We start from the raw sequence: 15817 nt of genomic DNA on the forward strand, positions 1-15817 counted from the left end.
TTGGTGGGTTTTTTTGGGGGGGGGGGGGGGGCCCCCGGGGGGGGGGGGGGGGGGGGGGGGGGGGGGGGGGGGGGGGGGGTTTGGGGGGGGGAGCCGCGGAAGACGAGGCGGCCGGTGTTGGCGGCCTGGATCGTGATGGCCTCGGCGCGGGAGGTGAGGATGCTGGCGCGGTCGGCGCGGTGGTAGTCGAGGAACTGGTGGAACGTCCAGAGGGCGGAGTAGGTCTTGCGGCGCCGGTTGTTGGCGGTGTTGCCCTCGTCGGGTCGGGTCTGTCCGCCGGAGCTGCGCAGTTCCAGCAGGGAGTTGGTGACGTTCTTGAGGCCGAGGGTGTTGCGCAGGATGGTCTCTTCGCTGAGGCCGACGTTGCCGCCGCCTTCGCAGCCGTAGGGGCAGGGCCACCAGCCGGCTTCGGCGCCCTTGGCGTACATGTGGCCTTCGATCATGTCCTGGGACTGGTCGAAGATGGGTTGGGGGACGTTCTGGTGCCGGGGCGGCAGCATGGGCAGGTCGCCGGCGCGGGAGTTGCCGAACTCGTGGCCGTCGTAGCCGGCGACGGGTCGGTAGTCGCGGACCATCCTGATGTACGCGGCGGTTTCGGGTTGGCGGATCAGGGAGTAGTCGCGGTTGAGGTCCTGGCCGGTGGAGTTGCCGCGGGTGTTGTTGGCGCGGCCGTCTCCGTTGATGGTGGGGACGATCAGGACCGTGGTGTGGCTGAGCAGGTCGGTGATGCGGGGGTCGGTGCTGAAGGCGAGTTGCCGGGCCATGATGAGGCAGGCTTCGCGGTCGCCGGGTTCGTTGCCGTGCACGTTGCAGTTGATGGCCACGGGTGCGGTGGCGGCGACGGCTTCGGGGGTGGTGGCCGGGGTGGGGTGTCCGATGACCAGCATGTTGATGGGTCGGTTCTGGACGGTGCGGCCGAGTTCGACGACGCGTACGCGGTCGCTGAGGGCGTCGATGGCGGCGGTGTAGGCGTACTCGTCGGTGTCGCTGGTGTACTGCGCGGCGTGGGTGGTCTCCCACTGGGTGCGCAGTTGTTGGCCGGGGGTGTCGGGGTTGCCCCAGGGTGCGGTGGTGGTGGCGGTGACGGGGTCGGAGTAGGGCTGTTCGGTGGTGCCGGTGCGGGCGCGTACGCGCCACTGGAAGCTGTCGCCGGGGTTGAATCCGGCGTCGGCGAAGGTGGGTGCCTGCTGGTTGATCTGGCGGTTGGGGCGCCAGACGCCGACGATTGTCGGTGCGCCGGTGGGGGTGCCGTTGGTGTCGACCGCGGTGCGTTCGATCTGGTAGTCGGTGGCGCCGTCGACGGGTGTCCAGGCGAGGGTGGCGTACCCGTCGGCCTGGCGGACGGTGAGGTCGGCGACCTGGTTGGGTTGCGCGGCGCTCTGGGCGTTGGCGGGGGTGGGTGCGGTGGTGAGGGTGAGAGCGATGAGGGTGGCTGCGGCGACGAGGGTGGTTCGCGGGCGTCTCATGTGGCCTCCGACGTGATCGTGGCGCGACCCGCCCAGCATGATCGTCGGGGTTCGTCGATGCAATGATCTTGAGGGAATCTTGCGGCTCGGCGCTGGCCGCGTGGAGTCGGGGTCGGTCGTCAGCCGAGGTCGACCAGCAGGGGGCGGTGGTCGGAGATGGTGGACGGTGGTGCGGTGACGGCCCGTACGGGTGGGAACTGGCCGAGGGCGTGCCGGTCGGCCAGGACGTGGTCGAGTTGGACGCGGGGCTGCCCGGAGGGGTAGGTGGGCCGTCGGCCCAGGGGGCGCCAGCCGGAGATGAACCGGGCGGGGCCGGCGGGCAGGTTGAGGTCGCCGAGCAGGACGCGGGGGCCGGGTAGCGCGCGCAGGGCGCGCACGGTCTGGCGGAGTTGGCGGGCGTTCCAGCCGGGCACGAAGGACAGGTGGGTCGCGGCGGCGGTGAGGGGGCCGTGTGGGGTGTCGAGGACGGCGGCGAGGACGACGCGGGGTTCGTCGTGCAGCAGGATGAGGCCGCCGCCGGGGCCGGGGACGTAGACCGGTGAGCGCACGGGGGCGGGCTTGAGTCGGGTGACGTGCCAGCTGCGTACGGGGTAGCGGCTGATGAGTCCGATGCCGTAGCAGGGTTCGCCGTGGCCGTCGTCGTCGTGGCGCAGGGGGCGGAACTGTTCGCCGGGGGTGCCGACGACGGCTGCCGCGAAGCGGTGGTGTGGCGCGTCGAGGGCCCGGGCGGCGATGGCGGTGAGGTCGAGGTTGCCGCTGCGGTGTTGGTCGCGGTCGACCTCCTGCAGGGCGAGGACGTCGGCGTCGAGGGCGCGTACGGCGGCGGCGAGGCGGTCGGGGTTGACGAGTCCGTCGGTCAGGGATCGGCCGTGCAGCAGGTTGAAGGTGGCCAGGCGCACTCCTGCACCTTACGTCCCCGTGGGAGGGTTGCCGTGTGGTGAAGGTGCTGCTGTGTTCGATGCTGGTGTTCGTGGCGGTTGGCGCGTTGGGGGTGTGGTTGCGGCGTACGCGGGGTCGGTGAGCGGTGAGTCTTGCCACTTCGGGGGCCGGTCGGGCGCGTCGGGTGGGAAGAATTGCGGCCCGTGGACGCCGTATCGCTGAGTACGTTGCTGGTCGCCGCGGCGATGGCCGGGTGGGTGGACGCCGTGGTCGGCGGTGGTGGGTTGTTGCTGTTGCCGGCGTTGCTGGTGGCCGCGCCGGGGTTGCCGGTGGCCACGGCGTTGGGCACGAACAAGTTGGCGGCGATCTTCGGTACGACGACGGCGGCGGCGACGTACGCGCGGCGCACGAAGCTCGACTGGCGGATGGTGGGGCCGGCGGCGGGGTTGGCGGTGCTCAGCGCCGGGGTGGGTGCGGCGTTGGCCGGGGCGGTGCCGGCGTCGGCGTACCGGCCGGTGGTGTTGGTGGTCCTGGTGGCGGTGGCGGCGTTCGTGCTGCTGCGTCCGCGGCTGGGGGTGGTGGCGGTCCCGGCGCGGCGGACGCCGGTGCGGGTCGCGGTGGCGATCGGTGTGGCCGGTGTCGGTATCGCCCTGTACGACGGGTTGATCGGGCCGGGTACGGGGACGTTCCTGGTGGTGGCGTTCACGGCGCTGATCGGTGCGGACTTCGTGCACGGGTCGGCGATGGCGAAGGTGATCAACGCGGGCACGAACCTGGGCGCGTTGGTGGTATTCGGGGTGACCGGGCACGTGTGGTGGTTGCTGGGCGCGGGGATGGCGGTGTGCAACGTCGCGGGCGCGGTGCTGGGTGCGCGGATGGCGTTGCGGCGCGGGTCAGGGTTCGTGCGGGTGGTGCTGCTGGTCGTGGTGCTGGCGTTGGTCGCCAAGTTGGGTCACGACCAGTGGGTGGCCCGCTGACCGGGCGGGCCCGGGTGCGGGGGCTCTAGGCGCGGCGGCTGGGTGAGTCGAAGCGGCCGGCGCGGATCTCGCGCAGGGCCCGGCGGCGGGTGTCGCCGCGCAGGGTGTCGACGTAGAGGGTGCCGCGCAGGTGGTCGGTCTCGTGTTGCAGGGCGCGGGCGAGGAAGCCGGTGCCGCTGATGGTGAGTGGTTCGCCGTTCTGGTCGACGCCGTGGGCGGTGGCGTGCAGGGCCCGTACGGTCGGGAAGTACAGCCCGGGGATGGACAGGCAGCCTTCCTCGTCGTCCTGGAGTTCGTCGGACAGTTCCAGGGTGGGGTTGATGAGGTGGCCGCGGTGGCCGTCGGCGTCGTAGACGAACACCTGGGCGTCGACGCCGATCTGCGGTGCGGCGACGCCGGCGCGGCCGGGTTCGCCCAGCAGGGTGTCCATCAGGTCGGTGACCAGGGCGCGCAGCTCGGCGTCGAAGGTGGTGACCGGCGCGCATTCGGTGCGCAGGACGGGGTCGCCGATGATCCGGATGGGCCGCATGGTCATGGGGGTCAGCGTATCGCCGCCGGTGGCCGGGTCAGCGTCCGGCCAGGGTGGCGCGGATGGGCGCGGTTTTCGCTGCGGCTTCGGCGACCTCGGCGGCGGGGTCGCTGTCCCAGGTGATGCCGCCGCCGGCCCAGGTGTGCATCATGTCGCCGTCGGTGGCGGCGGTGCGGATGGTCAGGCCGAGGTCGACGTGCCCGGGTGCGACCCAGCCGAGGGCGCCCATGCTGGCGCCGCGGCCGACGGGTTCTCCGGCGGCGATGTGGGTCAGGGCGGCGAGTTTTGGCGCCCCGGTGACGGAGCCGCCGGGGCAGGTGGCGCGCAGCAGGTCGGCCAGGCCGAGGCCGTCGGCGGCGGTGGCGCGCACTGTCGACTCGGCCTGCCACAGGTCGCACCAGCGGCGTACGGCGAACAGGTCGTCGACGGTGACGGTGCCGGTGCGGGCGATGCGGGCGAGGTCGTTGCGTTCCAGGTCGACGATCATGATGTGTTCGGCGCGTTCCTTGGCGCTGCTGAGTAGTTCGGCGCGGCCGGCGGCGGTGGCGGGGCGGGTGCCCTTGATGGGTCGGGTGATCAGGTGTCCGTCGCGGACCTCGATGAGGGTTTCCGGTGAGGCGCAGCCGATGGCCCAGCCGTGGCCGGTGAGGACTCCGCCGTAGCGGGCGCCGGGCAGCGCGCCGAGGCGGCGCAGGGCGGGCAGGGGGTCGCCGGTGTAGGGGGCGGCGGCGTGGCCGACGAGGTTGGCCTGGTAGACGTCGCCGCGGCCGATGGCGGCGCGGATGGCGTCGACGGCGGCGGCGTGCTGCTCGGGTGTCCAGCTGTCGGTCCAGTCGCCGAGCCACCAGGGTGTCGCCGTGCGGGCGGGGGCGCGTCGGGTCCGAGCGTGGTCGTAGACGACGACGGCGAGGTCGGGCAGGGTCGGGGCGGGTTCGGGCGCCGCGGTGGGGGCGCCGGCCAGGTGTGCTCCGGCGGCGGCGGACAGGTAGAGGGCGGCGCCGCAGGCGCGGGTGTCGTGGTGGGTGGGGGTGGGCCGGGTGAGGTCGCGTAGGTTCAGGCCGTGCGCGGCGAGGAACTCCTCGGCGAGGACCGCGGGGTCGCCGCCGTCGGTGCGGCGCCAGTGCAGGCGGGCGCGTTCAGCGAGCGTGTCGCGACACGCGGTGGGTGCCGCCGGCACATCGACAGGCACCTGTGGGAGCGTTTCCACGCCGTATGGTCCGACCTTCCTCATCCGTTCAGTGGATTTCCCGTACGCCAGGCCGGCACCTGCTCGATGCTGGACACTTTCGCTTGGTACTGTGCGTCACTGGTCATGTGAACCATGACACAGTGCCCCCACAGTCCGGAGAACCCGATGTGCCAGCACCAACCGACCTGCCCCTTAGCTGAAGCCACCGACCGGGAAGCCGCCCGGGTCCTCGCCTGCTTCCCTGAGCAGGGCTGGAGCCTGCTCTGCAACGGTGTGATCGTCTTCGAGGACACCGGCGAGCTGCTTCCCGACGGCAGCAGCATCGCACCGCACCGCGGCCCCGCCCGACACGCTCTCGTGGCCTGAACGACCACCCAGCGTCACCACACCAGCCGCCGTCGACCCAGGCTAGTCCCCCGGTACGGGACGTCTGCGCCCAGGTCGCGGCGTAGCCGGGGCGGCCCGAAACCGCCCGCCCCGGCCTGCCGACGTCAGTCCTCGAACGCCTCCGGCGACGGGCACGAGCAGACCAGGTTCCGGTCTCCGTACGCGCCGTCGATGCGCCGCACCGGCGGCCAGTACTTCCCGGCCCGGTCGACCCCGCCCGGGTACGCGCCCACCGAACGCGGGTACGCGTGCGGCCACTCGTCGCCGCTGACCATCGCCGCGGTGTGCGGCGCGTTCGCCAGGGGGTTGTCCCCCGCCGGCCACTGCCCCGACCCCACCTGGTCGATCTCCGCGCGGATCGCGATCATCGCGTCGCAGAACCGGTCCAGCTCGGCCAGGTCCTCGCTCTCGGTCGGTTCGACCATCAGCGTCCCGGCGACGGGGAACGACATCGTCGGCGCGTGGAAGCCGTAGTCGATCAGGCGCTTCGCCACGTCGTCGACGCTCACCCCGGTCGCCTTGGTCAACGGCCGCAGGTCGAGGATGCACTCGTGGGCCACCAGGCCCTTGTTGCCGGCGTACAGCACCGGGTAGTGCCCGCGCAGCCGCGCCGCCACGTAGTTCGCGGCGAGGACCGCCACGCCGGTGGCCCGGGTCAGGCCCTCGGCGCCCATCATCCGCAGGTACGCCCACGGGATCGGCAGGATGCCCGCCGACCCGTACTTCGCCGCCGAGATCGCCGGGGTGGCGTCGGCGTGCGCGCCGAGCGGGTCACCGGGCAGGAACGGCGCCAGGTGCGCGCGCACCGCCACCGGGCCCACCCCGGGGCCACCGCCGCCGTGCGGGATGCAGAACGTCTTGTGCAGGTTCAGGTGCGACACGTCCGCCCCGAACTTGCCCGGCTTGGCGAACCCGACCAGGGCGTTGAGGTTCGCCCCGTCGACGTACACCTGGCCGCCGGCGTCGTGGACCTTCGCGCACAGCGACGCGATGCCCGTCTCGTACACACCGTGCGTCGACGGGTACGTCACCATGATCGCGGCGAGCGCGTCGCGGTGCTTGTCGATCTTCGCGTCGAGGTCGACGAGGTCGACGTTGCCGTCGTCGTCGCAGGCCACCACGACGACCCGCATGCCGGCCATCACCGCGCTGGCCGCGTTGGTGCCGTGCGCCGACGACGGGATCAGGCACACGTCGCGGTGCGCCTGGTCCCGCGACGCGTGGTAGGAGCGGATGGCCAGCAGACCGGCCAGCTCACCCTGCGACCCGGCGTTGGGTTGCACGCTCACCGCGTCGTAACCGGTCACCTCGGCCAACCACGACTCCAGCTGCCCGATCATCTCCCGGTACCCGGCGGTCTGGTCGTCCGGGGCGAACGGGTGGATGTGCGCGAACTCCGCCCAGCTGATCGGCTCCATCTCGGTGGTGGCGTTCAGCTTCATCGTGCACGAGCCGAGGGGGATCATGCCCCGGTCCAGGGCGTAGTCGAAGTCCGACAGCCGGCGCAGGTAGCGCAGCATCGCCGTCTCCGAGTGGTGGCTACGGAACACCGGGTGGGTCAGGAAGTCGCTGGTACGGGCCAGGGCCCCCCGGATTGGGCTCTCGTCGAAGTCGCGGGGAGTGGTGGTGCGGAACTCGACACCGAACGCGGCCACCACCGCCTTCACGTGTGCGCCCGTGGTGGTCTCGTCGCATGAGATGCCCACCCGGTCGGCGTCGATCAGCCGCAGGTTGACGCCGCCGTCCGCTGCGGCCGCGACCACCTCCGCGGCCTGTCCCGGCACGATCGCGGTGATCGTGTCGAAGAACCGCTGGTGTTCCAGCTCGATGCCCGCGCCGCGCAGCACCGCCCCGAGCGAAGCCGCCATCCGGTGGGTACGCGCCGCGATGGCGCGCAGCCCGTCCGGGCCGTGGTAGACGGCGTACATGCCGGCCATCACCGCGAGGAGCACCTGGGCGGTGCAGATGTTGCTGGTCGCCTTCTCCCGCCGGATGTGCTGCTCGCGGGTCTGCAACGCCAGCCGGTAGGCCGGGTTGCCGTCCGCGTCGCGGGACACCCCGACCAGGCGCCCGGGCAGCATCCGCTCCAGGCCCGAGCGCACCGCCAGGTAACCGGCGTGCGGCCCACCGAAGCCCATCGGTACGCCGAAGCGCTGGGTGGTGCCGGCGGCGATGTCCGCGCCGATCTCCCCCGGCGCCCGCAGCAGCGTCAACGCCAGCAGGTCCGCCGCGACGGTCACCAGGGCCCCGACGGCGTGCGCCGCCTCGACGAGACCCGCGTGGTCGCGCACCGCGCCCGACGCGCCCGGGTACTGCAGGTGCAGGCCGAAGAACTCGGCCGGCAGCTCGTCGCGCTCGACGTCGAGGACCCGCACGTCGATGCCGAGTGGCACCGCCCGGCTGGTGATCACCGCGATGGTCTGCGGCAGGGCGTCGGCGTCGACGACGTACACCCCGCTTTTGCTCTTGGACGCCCGCCGGGCGAGGGTCATCGCCTCCGCGGCGGCGGTGCCCTCGTCGAGCATGGAGGCGTTCGCTGTGGCCAGGCCGGTCAGGTCGGTGACCATCGTCTGGAAGTTCAGCAGCGCCTCGAGGCGGCCCTGACTGATCTCCGGCTGGTACGGCGTGTACGCCGTGTACCAGGCCGGGTCCTCCAGGACGTTCCGGCGGATCACCGCCGGGGTGTGCGTGCCGTGGTAGCCCAGGCCGATCATCGACACGGCGACGGTGTTGCGGGCCGCGAGGGCCCGCAGCTCGGCGATCGCCTCGGCCTCGGTGGCCGCCTCCGGCAGGTCGAGAGTGCCGTGCCAGCGGATCACCTCGGGGATCGCGGCGTCCATCAGCTCGTCGATCGAGTCGTGGCCGACGACCTCCAGCATGCGACGCTCATCGTCGGGGCCGGGACCGATGTGACGGGTGGCGAACTGCTCTACGGACATCTTTGGCGCTCCCGGGCGAGGTCGACGGATCGGCCTCCCCCTCTGTCGCGCCCGCACAGCGCTCCACAGTGCCTGCCCACGAGGTCCTTTTGCCTGAGAGGTTCCGGGGAGGATTTGCCCCTTCGGCGCCGCCCCTGCTGCTCTCGGGCGGTCTCTCCCACGTGGGTGGTACCGGCATGGTCAACGCTACCAGCGCCGGTGTTTCCGGCTCATGTCCTACCCCTGTGACGTCACACGCCGGCCGCTGTGGCCAGCGGCGCGGCCTCGCCGGCGACCCGGTCGGCGAGCGCCGGCAGCAGCGCTCCCAGCGGCGCGTCGAGGCACACCGTGGCGTACCCGTCACCCCGGGTCGGCCCCTGGTTGACAATCGCGACCGGAATGCCGTGTTTCGCCGCGCGGATCACGAACCGGCGCCCCGACATGACAGTCAACGACGACCCGAGCACCACCACCGCCCGCGCCTGCTCCACCAGCGCGAAACACCGCGCCACCCGCTCGGGCGGCACCGTCTCACCGAAGAACACGACGTCCGGTTTCAGCATCCCCGTCCCACAGATCCCGCAGTCGACCGGCCGGAACCCGGCCACCTGCTCATCGGGGAGATCCACATCACCGTCCGGGTTGACCGCGGCGGCACGGGCCACGAAGTCCGGGTTGGCCTCGCGCAGCCGCCGGTCCACCTCCTCCCGGGAGGTCAGGTTGCCGCAGTCCAGGCAGACCACCTCGTCGAGGCGCCCGTGCAACTCGACCACCCGGTCGCTGCCCGCGGCACCGTGCAACCCGTCGACGTTCTGCGTGATCACCGCGTCGACCAGACCGGCGCGTTGCAGCCGCGCCACCGCCCGGTGCCCGGCGTTCGGTGCCGCGCGGGCGATCAACCGCCACCCCAGGTGGCTGCGCGCCCAGTACCGCCGCCGAGCGACGGGATCCCGGGTGAACGCCTGGAAGGTCATCGGGGTGTGCCGGCGGGCCACCCCGCTGGGCCCCCGATAGTCCGGGATACCCGACTCGGTGGACAGCCCCGCCCCGCTGAGCACCACCACTCCGCCGCCGGCCACCAGCGAGGTCAACGCCTCCAGGCTCTTCGTCACCCCTTCATGCTGCCTCAGCGCGCCCGCCGATGCCGAACACCGCCGGCAGCCGGCCACGTGCGACGCCGTACGCCCGGCAGCAGCCTCGTCCGGTGCCGGCGGCCGCCGGCACCGCACCCGCGCGACGGCCACCCCGCCGCGCTCCTACACCGCGACGACGTCGGCGACGACGCAGGCGATGTTGTCCGGCGCCCCCGCGGCCCGCGCGGCGTCGACCAGGGCCCGCACCGCGTGCTCCGGATCGGCCGCCGCGGTCAGTGTCGAGAACAGGGCGACCCGGTCGACGACAGCCCACAGCCCGTCGGAGCACAGCAGGTACCGGTCACCGGGCAACGCCGCCCGCAACGCCAGGTCGGCCTCGACCTGCTGACCGCCGCCCAGCGCGCGCACCAGCACCGCCCGCTGGGGATGCGCGCCCGCCTCGTCGCGGTCGAGCCGGCCCTGATCCACCTGCGCCTGCACCCACGTGTGGTCCTGCGTCAACAGGGACAGCTCACCGTCGCGCAGCAGGTACGCGCGGGTGTCACCGACGTGCACCAGCGCCAGGTGGGTGCCGCTGCGCAGCAGCGCGGTCAGCGTGGTCGCCGGCTGGTGGTCGTCGGTCGCCAACTCGCGCACGACCCGGTCCGCGTCGGTGACCGCCCCCGCCAGCATCGTCAGCAGGTCGACGGCCGGCCCGTCGGCGAGTTCCAACGCGGTGAGCGCGTCGACGGCGGCGGCGCTCGCCGCCCCGCCGCCGGGCCCCCGTACCCCGTCGGCGACGGCCAGCAACCGCTCACTGGCGTACGCGACGTCCTCGTTGCTGTCCCGCACGGTCCCGGTGTCACAACCGGCGGCGTAGCGGACGGCGACGGTGCGGTTCGTTCTCGACACGGTGGCGCTCCCCTCGGACAGGTGATCCACGAGGAGGCCGGCGAGCCGGGCGCGGACCGCGGTGTCGACCGACACCTGCCGCCAGTACGCGGTGACGGCCTGCGCCGCCGCCGCGGGTTCCAGCTCGCACACGGCGCGGATCTGCGCCAGCGGCATGCCGATGCGACGCAACTGGGCCACCAGCCGGGCCAGCGGCACCTGCCGCGGGTCGTAGAGCCGGTATCCCGACTCGGAATCCACCGCGGCCGGCGCCAGCACCCCCACCCGTCCGTACAGGCGCAACGCCTTCGGCGTCAGTCCCGCCGCCCGGGCGAACGCCCCGATGGTCAACAACCCCACGTCGGCTTCCTCCTCGCGCCGGTCACGGTGACCGGCACACACCAGCCTGGGGGTTGCCCGCAGGTCAAGGTCAAGCCTGGCGACAGCGGTAGGTTGGACACATGCGTGTTGTCATCGCCGGAGGCCACGGCAAGATCGCCCTGCTGCTCCAGCGGCACCTCGCCGACCGCGGCGACACCGCCGTCGGCCTGATCCGCAACCCCGACCAGGCCGACGACCTGCGCGCCGCCGGCGCCACAGCGGTCGTCTGCGACCTCGAACACGTCGACGTCGACGAGGTCGCCGCGCACCTGCGCGACGCCGACGCGGTGGTCTTCGCCGCCGGCGCCGGCCCCGGCAGCGGCGCCGCCCGCAAGGACACCGTCGACCGGGGCGCCGCCGCGCTGCTCGCCGACGCCGCCACCCGCGCCGGCGTCCACCGCTACCTGCTGGTGTCCTCCATGGGCGTGGACAAGCCACCCGCCGCCGGCACCGACGACGTGTGGGCCGCCTACCTACGCGCCAAACGAGCCGCCGAGGACGACCTGCGCGCCCGCGACCTGGCCTGGACGGTGCTGCGCCCCGGCCGGCTCACCGACGACGAACCCACCGGGCAGGTCACCCTCACCCCACACGCCGGCCGCGGCGCGATCAGCCGCGCCGACGTCGCCCACGTCCTCGCCGCGCTCCTGGACGAACCCCGCACCGCCGGCACGACCCTGGAACTCGTCGACGGCCCCACCCCGATCGCCGACGCCATCCGCGCCGCCGCCACCTGACCGACCCAACCGTCGAGGGGCACCCCCGGTCGGCGGCGGTCAGCCCCCGGGGTGGTGCGCGGCGACCAGCACCGGCCCGCCGGGCACGGTCGGGAAACGACGGACATCCACCAGCCCCGCCCCCGCCAGCACCTGCGCCATCCGGTCCGCGTCGAAGGCGTTGCCGCCGTTACGGACCGCGTTCCACCGGCCCACCGCCGCCCGCAACGGATCAGCCGCCGGCGGGTTGGTGCCCGCCACCAGCCAGCCGCCTGGCCGCAACGCCTGCACCAGCCGGGGCAACGCCACCGTCAACGTCTGCTGGGGCAGGAACGGCGCCGGCAGCCACACCAGGTCGTACCCGCCCGGCTCGGCCACCTCCGCGACGTCCTGACGGCGCAGACTGATCCGATCCGCGACGTCGGGCGCTGCGGCCAACTCCCCGCGGGCCAGGTCCAACGCCCGCTGCAGCACGTCGATCCCCACCACCGACGCCCGGGGCAACGCCCGGGCCAGGGCAACCGCCAACGCCGCCACACCGGTGCCCACGTCCAGCACCCGGCCGTCGGTCGAGCCCAGGCGCCGCGCCAGCCCCGGCAACTCGGGCACCACCCGGGTGGCCAACGCCCGGCCGGTCGCCGCCGACGCCCGACCCTGATGCAGCAACACCTCGTCGCCCAGCTCCGCCCAACCGGTCCCGCCCGGCCCCGACGGCTCCTGCGCCGCCGCGGCGACCGCCTGGCGCAGCGAACTCAACCGCGCCTGCACCGCGCTGCGCCCGGTCGGCCCGTCGGCAGCCAACAGCGACGGGTGCGCGACCGGCACCCCAGCATCCCAGGACAGCAGACCAGCGGCCTCCAGCACCGCGCTGCGGTGCGGCGACGCCGCGAGGACCTCGGCGAGCGGGGCCGACAGGGCGTCACTCATGGTGCCGACCGCGGCCGCCAGAGCCCACGCCGAAGCCTCCAACGCGGCCAGCGGATCCGGTGAGGGTGATACGGACACGACGGCGCCTCTCCCCGGGGCGGGCCACCGATATCAGCCCCGCCTGGCCCCTTCGACTATGCCACCGCCGCCAGCGCGCCGGGTGGGGTCCACCGCAGCGAACCCCACCCCTGACAACTCACCGCTGGTGGTGACGGGGCAACGCCGCCTGCCCGGCCGCGCCACCCACGAAGGGCGCCCCCGGCGTCTCCTTCGCGATCCGGTCCATCGTGCGCGCCAACTGTTCACTGCCGTCGTCGAGATGCCGCGCCGCCGCCTGCATGTGCGACACCATCATCTCGCCGAAGATCCGCAACGCCTCCCGGGTCGCCACCGTGTCGTCGAAGCTGGACCCGGCCGAACTGCGGTACTCCGTGACCGCCCGCTCAGCCTCCTGCTTCGCCTCCTCCGCCGCCGCCCGCATGTAACTCTCGTACTGCATCCGGGCGTACTCGGCGACCCGCCGCGCGTAGTCGTGCGCCTGCGCGATGATCTGCTCGGCCTCCCGCTGCGCCGCCGACAGCAGATTCACCTCCTTGGCCGCTGGCACCTTCGCCGCCGCCGGCGTACTCGGGATCACCCCGTGGCGGTGCAACTCCACCCGGTCGGTGAGCCGCTCATTCTCCGCCCGCAGGTTCGCGATCTGCGTCGCCAACAGATCCAACTCGTCGGCGACCTGCACCCGGAACCGGTCCACGTCCGCGTTGTCGTAGCCACGCCGCGCGAACGGCGCCGTCCCGAACTCCCACCGCCGAACCCGGTCGGAGGTCATCCGCACCTGCACACCGCCGGACACCTGAATACCGTCGTACCGGCTGATCGGGGTCGCGCTCACCGCTCACGCCCTTCCTTCGCGACTGCGGGGCTCGCAAGCTCACTCCTCGCGCTCACCGGTCACCCCCCTCACTCGACTGCTGGACCGCCGTACGCCACGCCGGGCCGTACCACTGCTTGCCCAGACCCTCGTGATGCACCTGACCCTCGTGGTAACCCGCCCGAGCCAACGACTGCACCGCGTGCGACACCATCTCGTCCGACCCGCACACGTACACGTGCCGCGAACGCCAGTCCCCATCGGCCAACGCCCGGTCCACCGCGTACACGAACTCACCCGGGCGGTTCACGTCCGCGCCCACCACGTACGTCACCGTCAACCACGGATACGACGACGCCAACTTGTCGATCGCGTCGCTGTCGTAGAACTCGCTGCGCGACCGCGCACCCACGTACAGATCCACGCGACGACCCGACCCCTCCGCGGCGACCTGCTCCACCAGCGCCTTCACCGGCGCCCAGCCGGTGCCCGACGCCAGCAGCAACAGATCACTGGAACCCGCCGACCACAACGACAGGCGGTCCCCCACCGGAGCGGCCAGATGCACGCGGTCCCCCACCGCCGAGCCGTACACCAGCCGCGACGACACCGCGCCACCCGGCGCGGCCCGCACATGCAACTCCAGCGTGCCGTCCGCGCGTGGCGCGTTCGCCGGCGAGTAGTACCGCCACGACCGCACCGACGGATGCGACACCCCGATCGACTGACCCGGGGTGAACGGCAAAAGGTACTGCGGACGCACCGTCAACACCGCCACGTCGAACGCCCGCCGCTCATGGGCCACGATCTCGGCCACCCACCACGGCGGGTTCACCGCCTCGGCGGCCTGCGCCGCCTCCATCATCACCTGCGCGATCAGCCCGTACGCGGCAGCCCAGTCCTGGGCCAGCTCATCGGTCCACTGCTCGGCGAGGAAATGCTGCAACGTCGCCAGCAGCGCCTCACCGACCGCCGGATAGTGCTCCGCGCGGACCGCGAACTTACGGTGATCCGCGCCGAGGTCCTGCAGGAAACCCACCAGCCGATCGACCTGGTCCACGTGGGACACGATGTGACCCAACGCGGTGACCAGACGGTCCCGCTGCCCCGCCATGTTCGTGGGGAACATCTGCCGCGTCTCGGGATGCGCCAGAAACAACGTTGAATAGAAGTAGAGCGGCACCTCGTCGCCGTGCCCGGCGACGAGGGACCAACTCTGCTTGAGTCGGGCCGCGTCCACGCTCAGACGCCCGGACGCTCTCCGGTGGCCACCACCTGGTCCTGCACCTGCACCAGCACCGCCCGCACGTCGTCCTGCACGTCGGCCGGAACGCCCAGCTCGGCCAGCGTCGCGATCAGGTACTCACCCACCTTGGCGTAGTGCGCCACCGGAATGCCCAACGGCTGGTGCGCCTCGGCCAACCCGCGACCGGTGTACTCGTTCGGGCCGCCCAGCACCACCGTCAACATCAACGCCAGGTGCCGACGCTGACCCGTCATGTCCACAGTGGCGAAATAACCCGCCAACTCCGGATCGGCGAGCACCTTGTCGTAGAACAGCTCCACGGCCGCCTTCACCGAACTCGCACCGCCGATGCGGTCGTAATTCGAGGCTGGAGCGGTCTCTTCCGTAACCGTCACGGTCGTTCCTTCCGGGGTGACAGGTCGCGCGCGCGGTGACGCGCAGGGGCAACGGCCACCGACGCCACACCGTCATGCCACGGCGGCACGCCAGGGACCGTGACGGACCATAGCGTGCCCGCGACCTCCGGTCAGGGCCCCCCTATCGGTTTCCCGACAATTGACGCACACGCACCGTCATCACAAGGGAACCCGAAATCCACCGACGGCAACCAGAAGAGCACCGACAGTGTCCACAGTGGAATCGGCCACCCGGGGAACCCGCACCCGGACACCACGACCTGACCCACAGTCACCAGGCGGCCGCAGCCAAAAAAGTCACCCGTATCAACGGACCGCACGCCAACGGACGCGCACCGCGACTCAGCCGGCCCGACGCCTCGCCCGCCGCGCCGCCAACTCGTCACCCACCGGATCCGACGAGGACCCCACCGCAGGCTCCGCCGGGCCGCTCGCCGCCGGCTCCGCCGGCAGATGCGACAACGACCCCTGAATCTCCTTGAACGCCCCACCGATCGCGATCCCGAAGACGCCCTGGCCACCCTGCAACAGGTCGACCACCTCCTCCGGAGACCGGCACTCGTACACCGTCGTCCCGTCGGAGATCAACGTGATGCCCGCCAGATCCTCCACACCACGCGACCGCAACGCCTCGATCGCCTTGCGGATGTTCTGCAGGGACACCCCCGCGTCCAACAACCGCTTCACGACCTTCAACACCACCAGATCGCGGAACGAGTACAACCGCTGCGTCCCCGAACCCGACGCGTCGCGCACACTCGGCACCACAAGCGTCGTCCGCGCCCAGTAATCCAACTGCCGGTAACTGATGCCCACCGCGTGGCAGGCCGTCACACCTCGGTAGCCCACCGAGCCGTCACCCTCAGTCGCCACACCCGGCGACGACGCGCCCGGCTCACCCACCTGTGTACCCGGATCAGGATCCTGCGGCTCGTGCATCCGGACAACCTC

Annotated in this window: 15 protein-coding genes and 1 riboswitch; of the genes, 3 read left to right on the forward strand and 12 right to left on the reverse strand. The window is 72.4% G+C overall.

The genetic code is table 11. From position 1 onward, the window contains the following. Together AB0B39_RS28475 and AB0B39_RS28480 are read right to left on the reverse strand one after the other, a co-directional pair. Positions 1-1466 (reverse strand): M14 family zinc carboxypeptidase (locus tag AB0B39_RS28475; protein ID WP_357575854.1); only part of this gene is annotated, 1466 nt, incomplete at its 3' end. A gap of 119 nt (positions 1467-1585) precedes the next feature. Next, a complete protein-coding gene (locus tag AB0B39_RS28480) occupies positions 1586-2365 on the reverse strand; it encodes an endonuclease/exonuclease/phosphatase family protein (RefSeq protein ID WP_357575855.1) in 780 nt (259 codons plus the stop codon). A 183-nt stretch (positions 2366-2548) separates the two neighbouring features. Between AB0B39_RS28480 and AB0B39_RS28485 the strand changes: the two genes are divergently transcribed. Next, positions 2549-3322 carry a TSUP family transporter gene (locus tag AB0B39_RS28485; protein ID WP_357575856.1) on the forward strand — a complete coding sequence of 258 codons (774 nt, stop codon included), beginning with the start codon at positions 2549-2551 and terminating at the stop codon, positions 3320-3322. Between the two features lie 25 nt (positions 3323-3347). On the opposite strand, the gene def is transcribed toward AB0B39_RS28485, so the two are convergent. Continuing rightward, positions 3348-3857, reverse strand: coding sequence for a peptide deformylase (gene def, locus AB0B39_RS28490; RefSeq protein WP_357490533.1), 510 nt, complete (start codon positions 3855-3857; stop codon positions 3348-3350). A 31-nt stretch (positions 3858-3888) separates the two neighbouring features. Then, the gene (locus AB0B39_RS28495) at positions 3889-5109 is read right to left on the reverse strand and encodes a chorismate-binding protein (protein ID WP_357575873.1); all 1221 of its coding nucleotides are present in this window, start codon (positions 5107-5109) and stop codon (positions 3889-3891) included. Positions 5110-5205: 96 nt separating this feature from the next. On the opposite strand from AB0B39_RS28495, the gene AB0B39_RS28500 reads away from it, so the two are divergent. Next, positions 5206-5406 (forward strand): DUF5999 family protein, encoded by a 201-nt coding sequence (locus AB0B39_RS28500; RefSeq protein ID WP_234586185.1) that lies wholly within the window; start codon positions 5206-5208, stop codon positions 5404-5406. 125 nt (positions 5407-5531) lie between these two features. On the opposite strand, the gene gcvP is transcribed toward AB0B39_RS28500, so the two are convergent. The 3 genes from gcvP to AB0B39_RS28515 all read right to left on the reverse strand — a co-directional run bounded on the left by gcvP (position 5532) and on the right by AB0B39_RS28515 (position 10669). Next, positions 5532-8366, reverse strand: coding sequence for an aminomethyl-transferring glycine dehydrogenase (gcvP, locus tag AB0B39_RS28505; RefSeq protein WP_357575857.1), 2835 nt, complete (start codon positions 8364-8366; stop codon positions 5532-5534). Positions 8367-8437: 71 nt separating this feature from the next. Next, a riboswitch (glycine riboswitch) is annotated at positions 8438-8536 on the reverse strand. Between the two features lie 60 nt (positions 8537-8596). Further along, positions 8597-9457 (reverse strand): NAD-dependent protein deacetylase, encoded by an 861-nt coding sequence (locus tag AB0B39_RS28510; protein ID WP_357490536.1) that lies wholly within the window; start codon positions 9455-9457, stop codon positions 8597-8599. A 144-nt stretch (positions 9458-9601) separates the two neighbouring features. Then, positions 9602-10669, reverse strand: a complete 1068-nt coding sequence (locus tag AB0B39_RS28515; protein ID WP_357575858.1) for a MerR family transcriptional regulator — start codon at positions 10667-10669, stop codon at positions 9602-9604. Positions 10670-10770: 101 nt separating this feature from the next. Here AB0B39_RS28515 and AB0B39_RS28520 point away from each other — a divergent pair, with 101 nt between their 5' ends. Beyond that, positions 10771-11427 (forward strand): SDR family oxidoreductase, encoded by a 657-nt coding sequence (locus AB0B39_RS28520; protein WP_234586175.1) that lies wholly within the window; start codon positions 10771-10773, stop codon positions 11425-11427. 39 nt (positions 11428-11466) lie between these two features. Here the strand turns inward: AB0B39_RS28520 and AB0B39_RS28525 are convergent, their stop codons facing one another. From AB0B39_RS28525 to AB0B39_RS28545, 5 genes are all read right to left on the reverse strand, one after another. Beyond that, the gene (locus tag AB0B39_RS28525; protein ID WP_357575859.1) at positions 11467-12411 is read right to left on the reverse strand and encodes a methyltransferase domain-containing protein; all 945 of its coding nucleotides are present in this window, start codon (positions 12409-12411) and stop codon (positions 11467-11469) included. Positions 12412-12529: 118 nt separating this feature from the next. Beyond that, positions 12530-13225, reverse strand: a complete 696-nt coding sequence (locus AB0B39_RS28530; protein WP_234586171.1) for a DivIVA domain-containing protein — start codon at positions 13223-13225, stop codon at positions 12530-12532. Between the two features lie 52 nt (positions 13226-13277). Further along, complete coding sequence (locus AB0B39_RS28535; RefSeq protein WP_357490542.1) at positions 13278-14444, reverse strand: globin domain-containing protein; 1167 nt, start codon at positions 14442-14444, stop codon at positions 13278-13280. 2 nt (positions 14445-14446) lie between these two features. Next, positions 14447-14845, reverse strand: coding sequence for a group 1 truncated hemoglobin (locus tag AB0B39_RS28540; protein WP_308195378.1), 399 nt, complete (start codon positions 14843-14845; stop codon positions 14447-14449). 363 nt (positions 14846-15208) lie between these two features. After that, positions 15209-15805, reverse strand: a complete 597-nt coding sequence (locus AB0B39_RS28545; protein ID WP_234586138.1) for a MerR family transcriptional regulator — start codon at positions 15803-15805, stop codon at positions 15209-15211. Between the last annotated feature and the right edge of the window lie 12 nt (positions 15806-15817).

It is taken from the genome of Micromonospora sp. NPDC049114 (assembly GCF_040648635.1).
Classification (GTDB): Bacteria; Actinomycetota; Actinomycetes; order Mycobacteriales; family Micromonosporaceae; genus Micromonospora.

Excerpts from the sequence above, each read along its gene's own strand:
- def (WP_357490533.1), bottom strand. The coding sequence starts at position 3,857 with ATGACCATGCGGCCCATCCGGATCATCGGCGACCCCGTCCTGCGCACC.
- AB0B39_RS28500 (WP_234586185.1), top strand. The coding sequence starts at position 5,206 with ATGTGCCAGCACCAACCGACCTGCCCCTTAGCTGAAGCCACCGACCGG.
- gcvP (WP_357575857.1), bottom strand. The coding sequence starts at position 8,366 with ATGTCCGTAGAGCAGTTCGCCACCCGTCACATCGGTCCCGGCCCCGAC.
- AB0B39_RS28520 (WP_234586175.1), top strand. The coding sequence starts at position 10,771 with ATGCGTGTTGTCATCGCCGGAGGCCACGGCAAGATCGCCCTGCTGCTC.
- AB0B39_RS28545 (WP_234586138.1), bottom strand. The coding sequence starts at position 15,805 with ATGCACGAGCCGCAGGATCCTGATCCGGGTACACAGGTGGGTGAGCCG.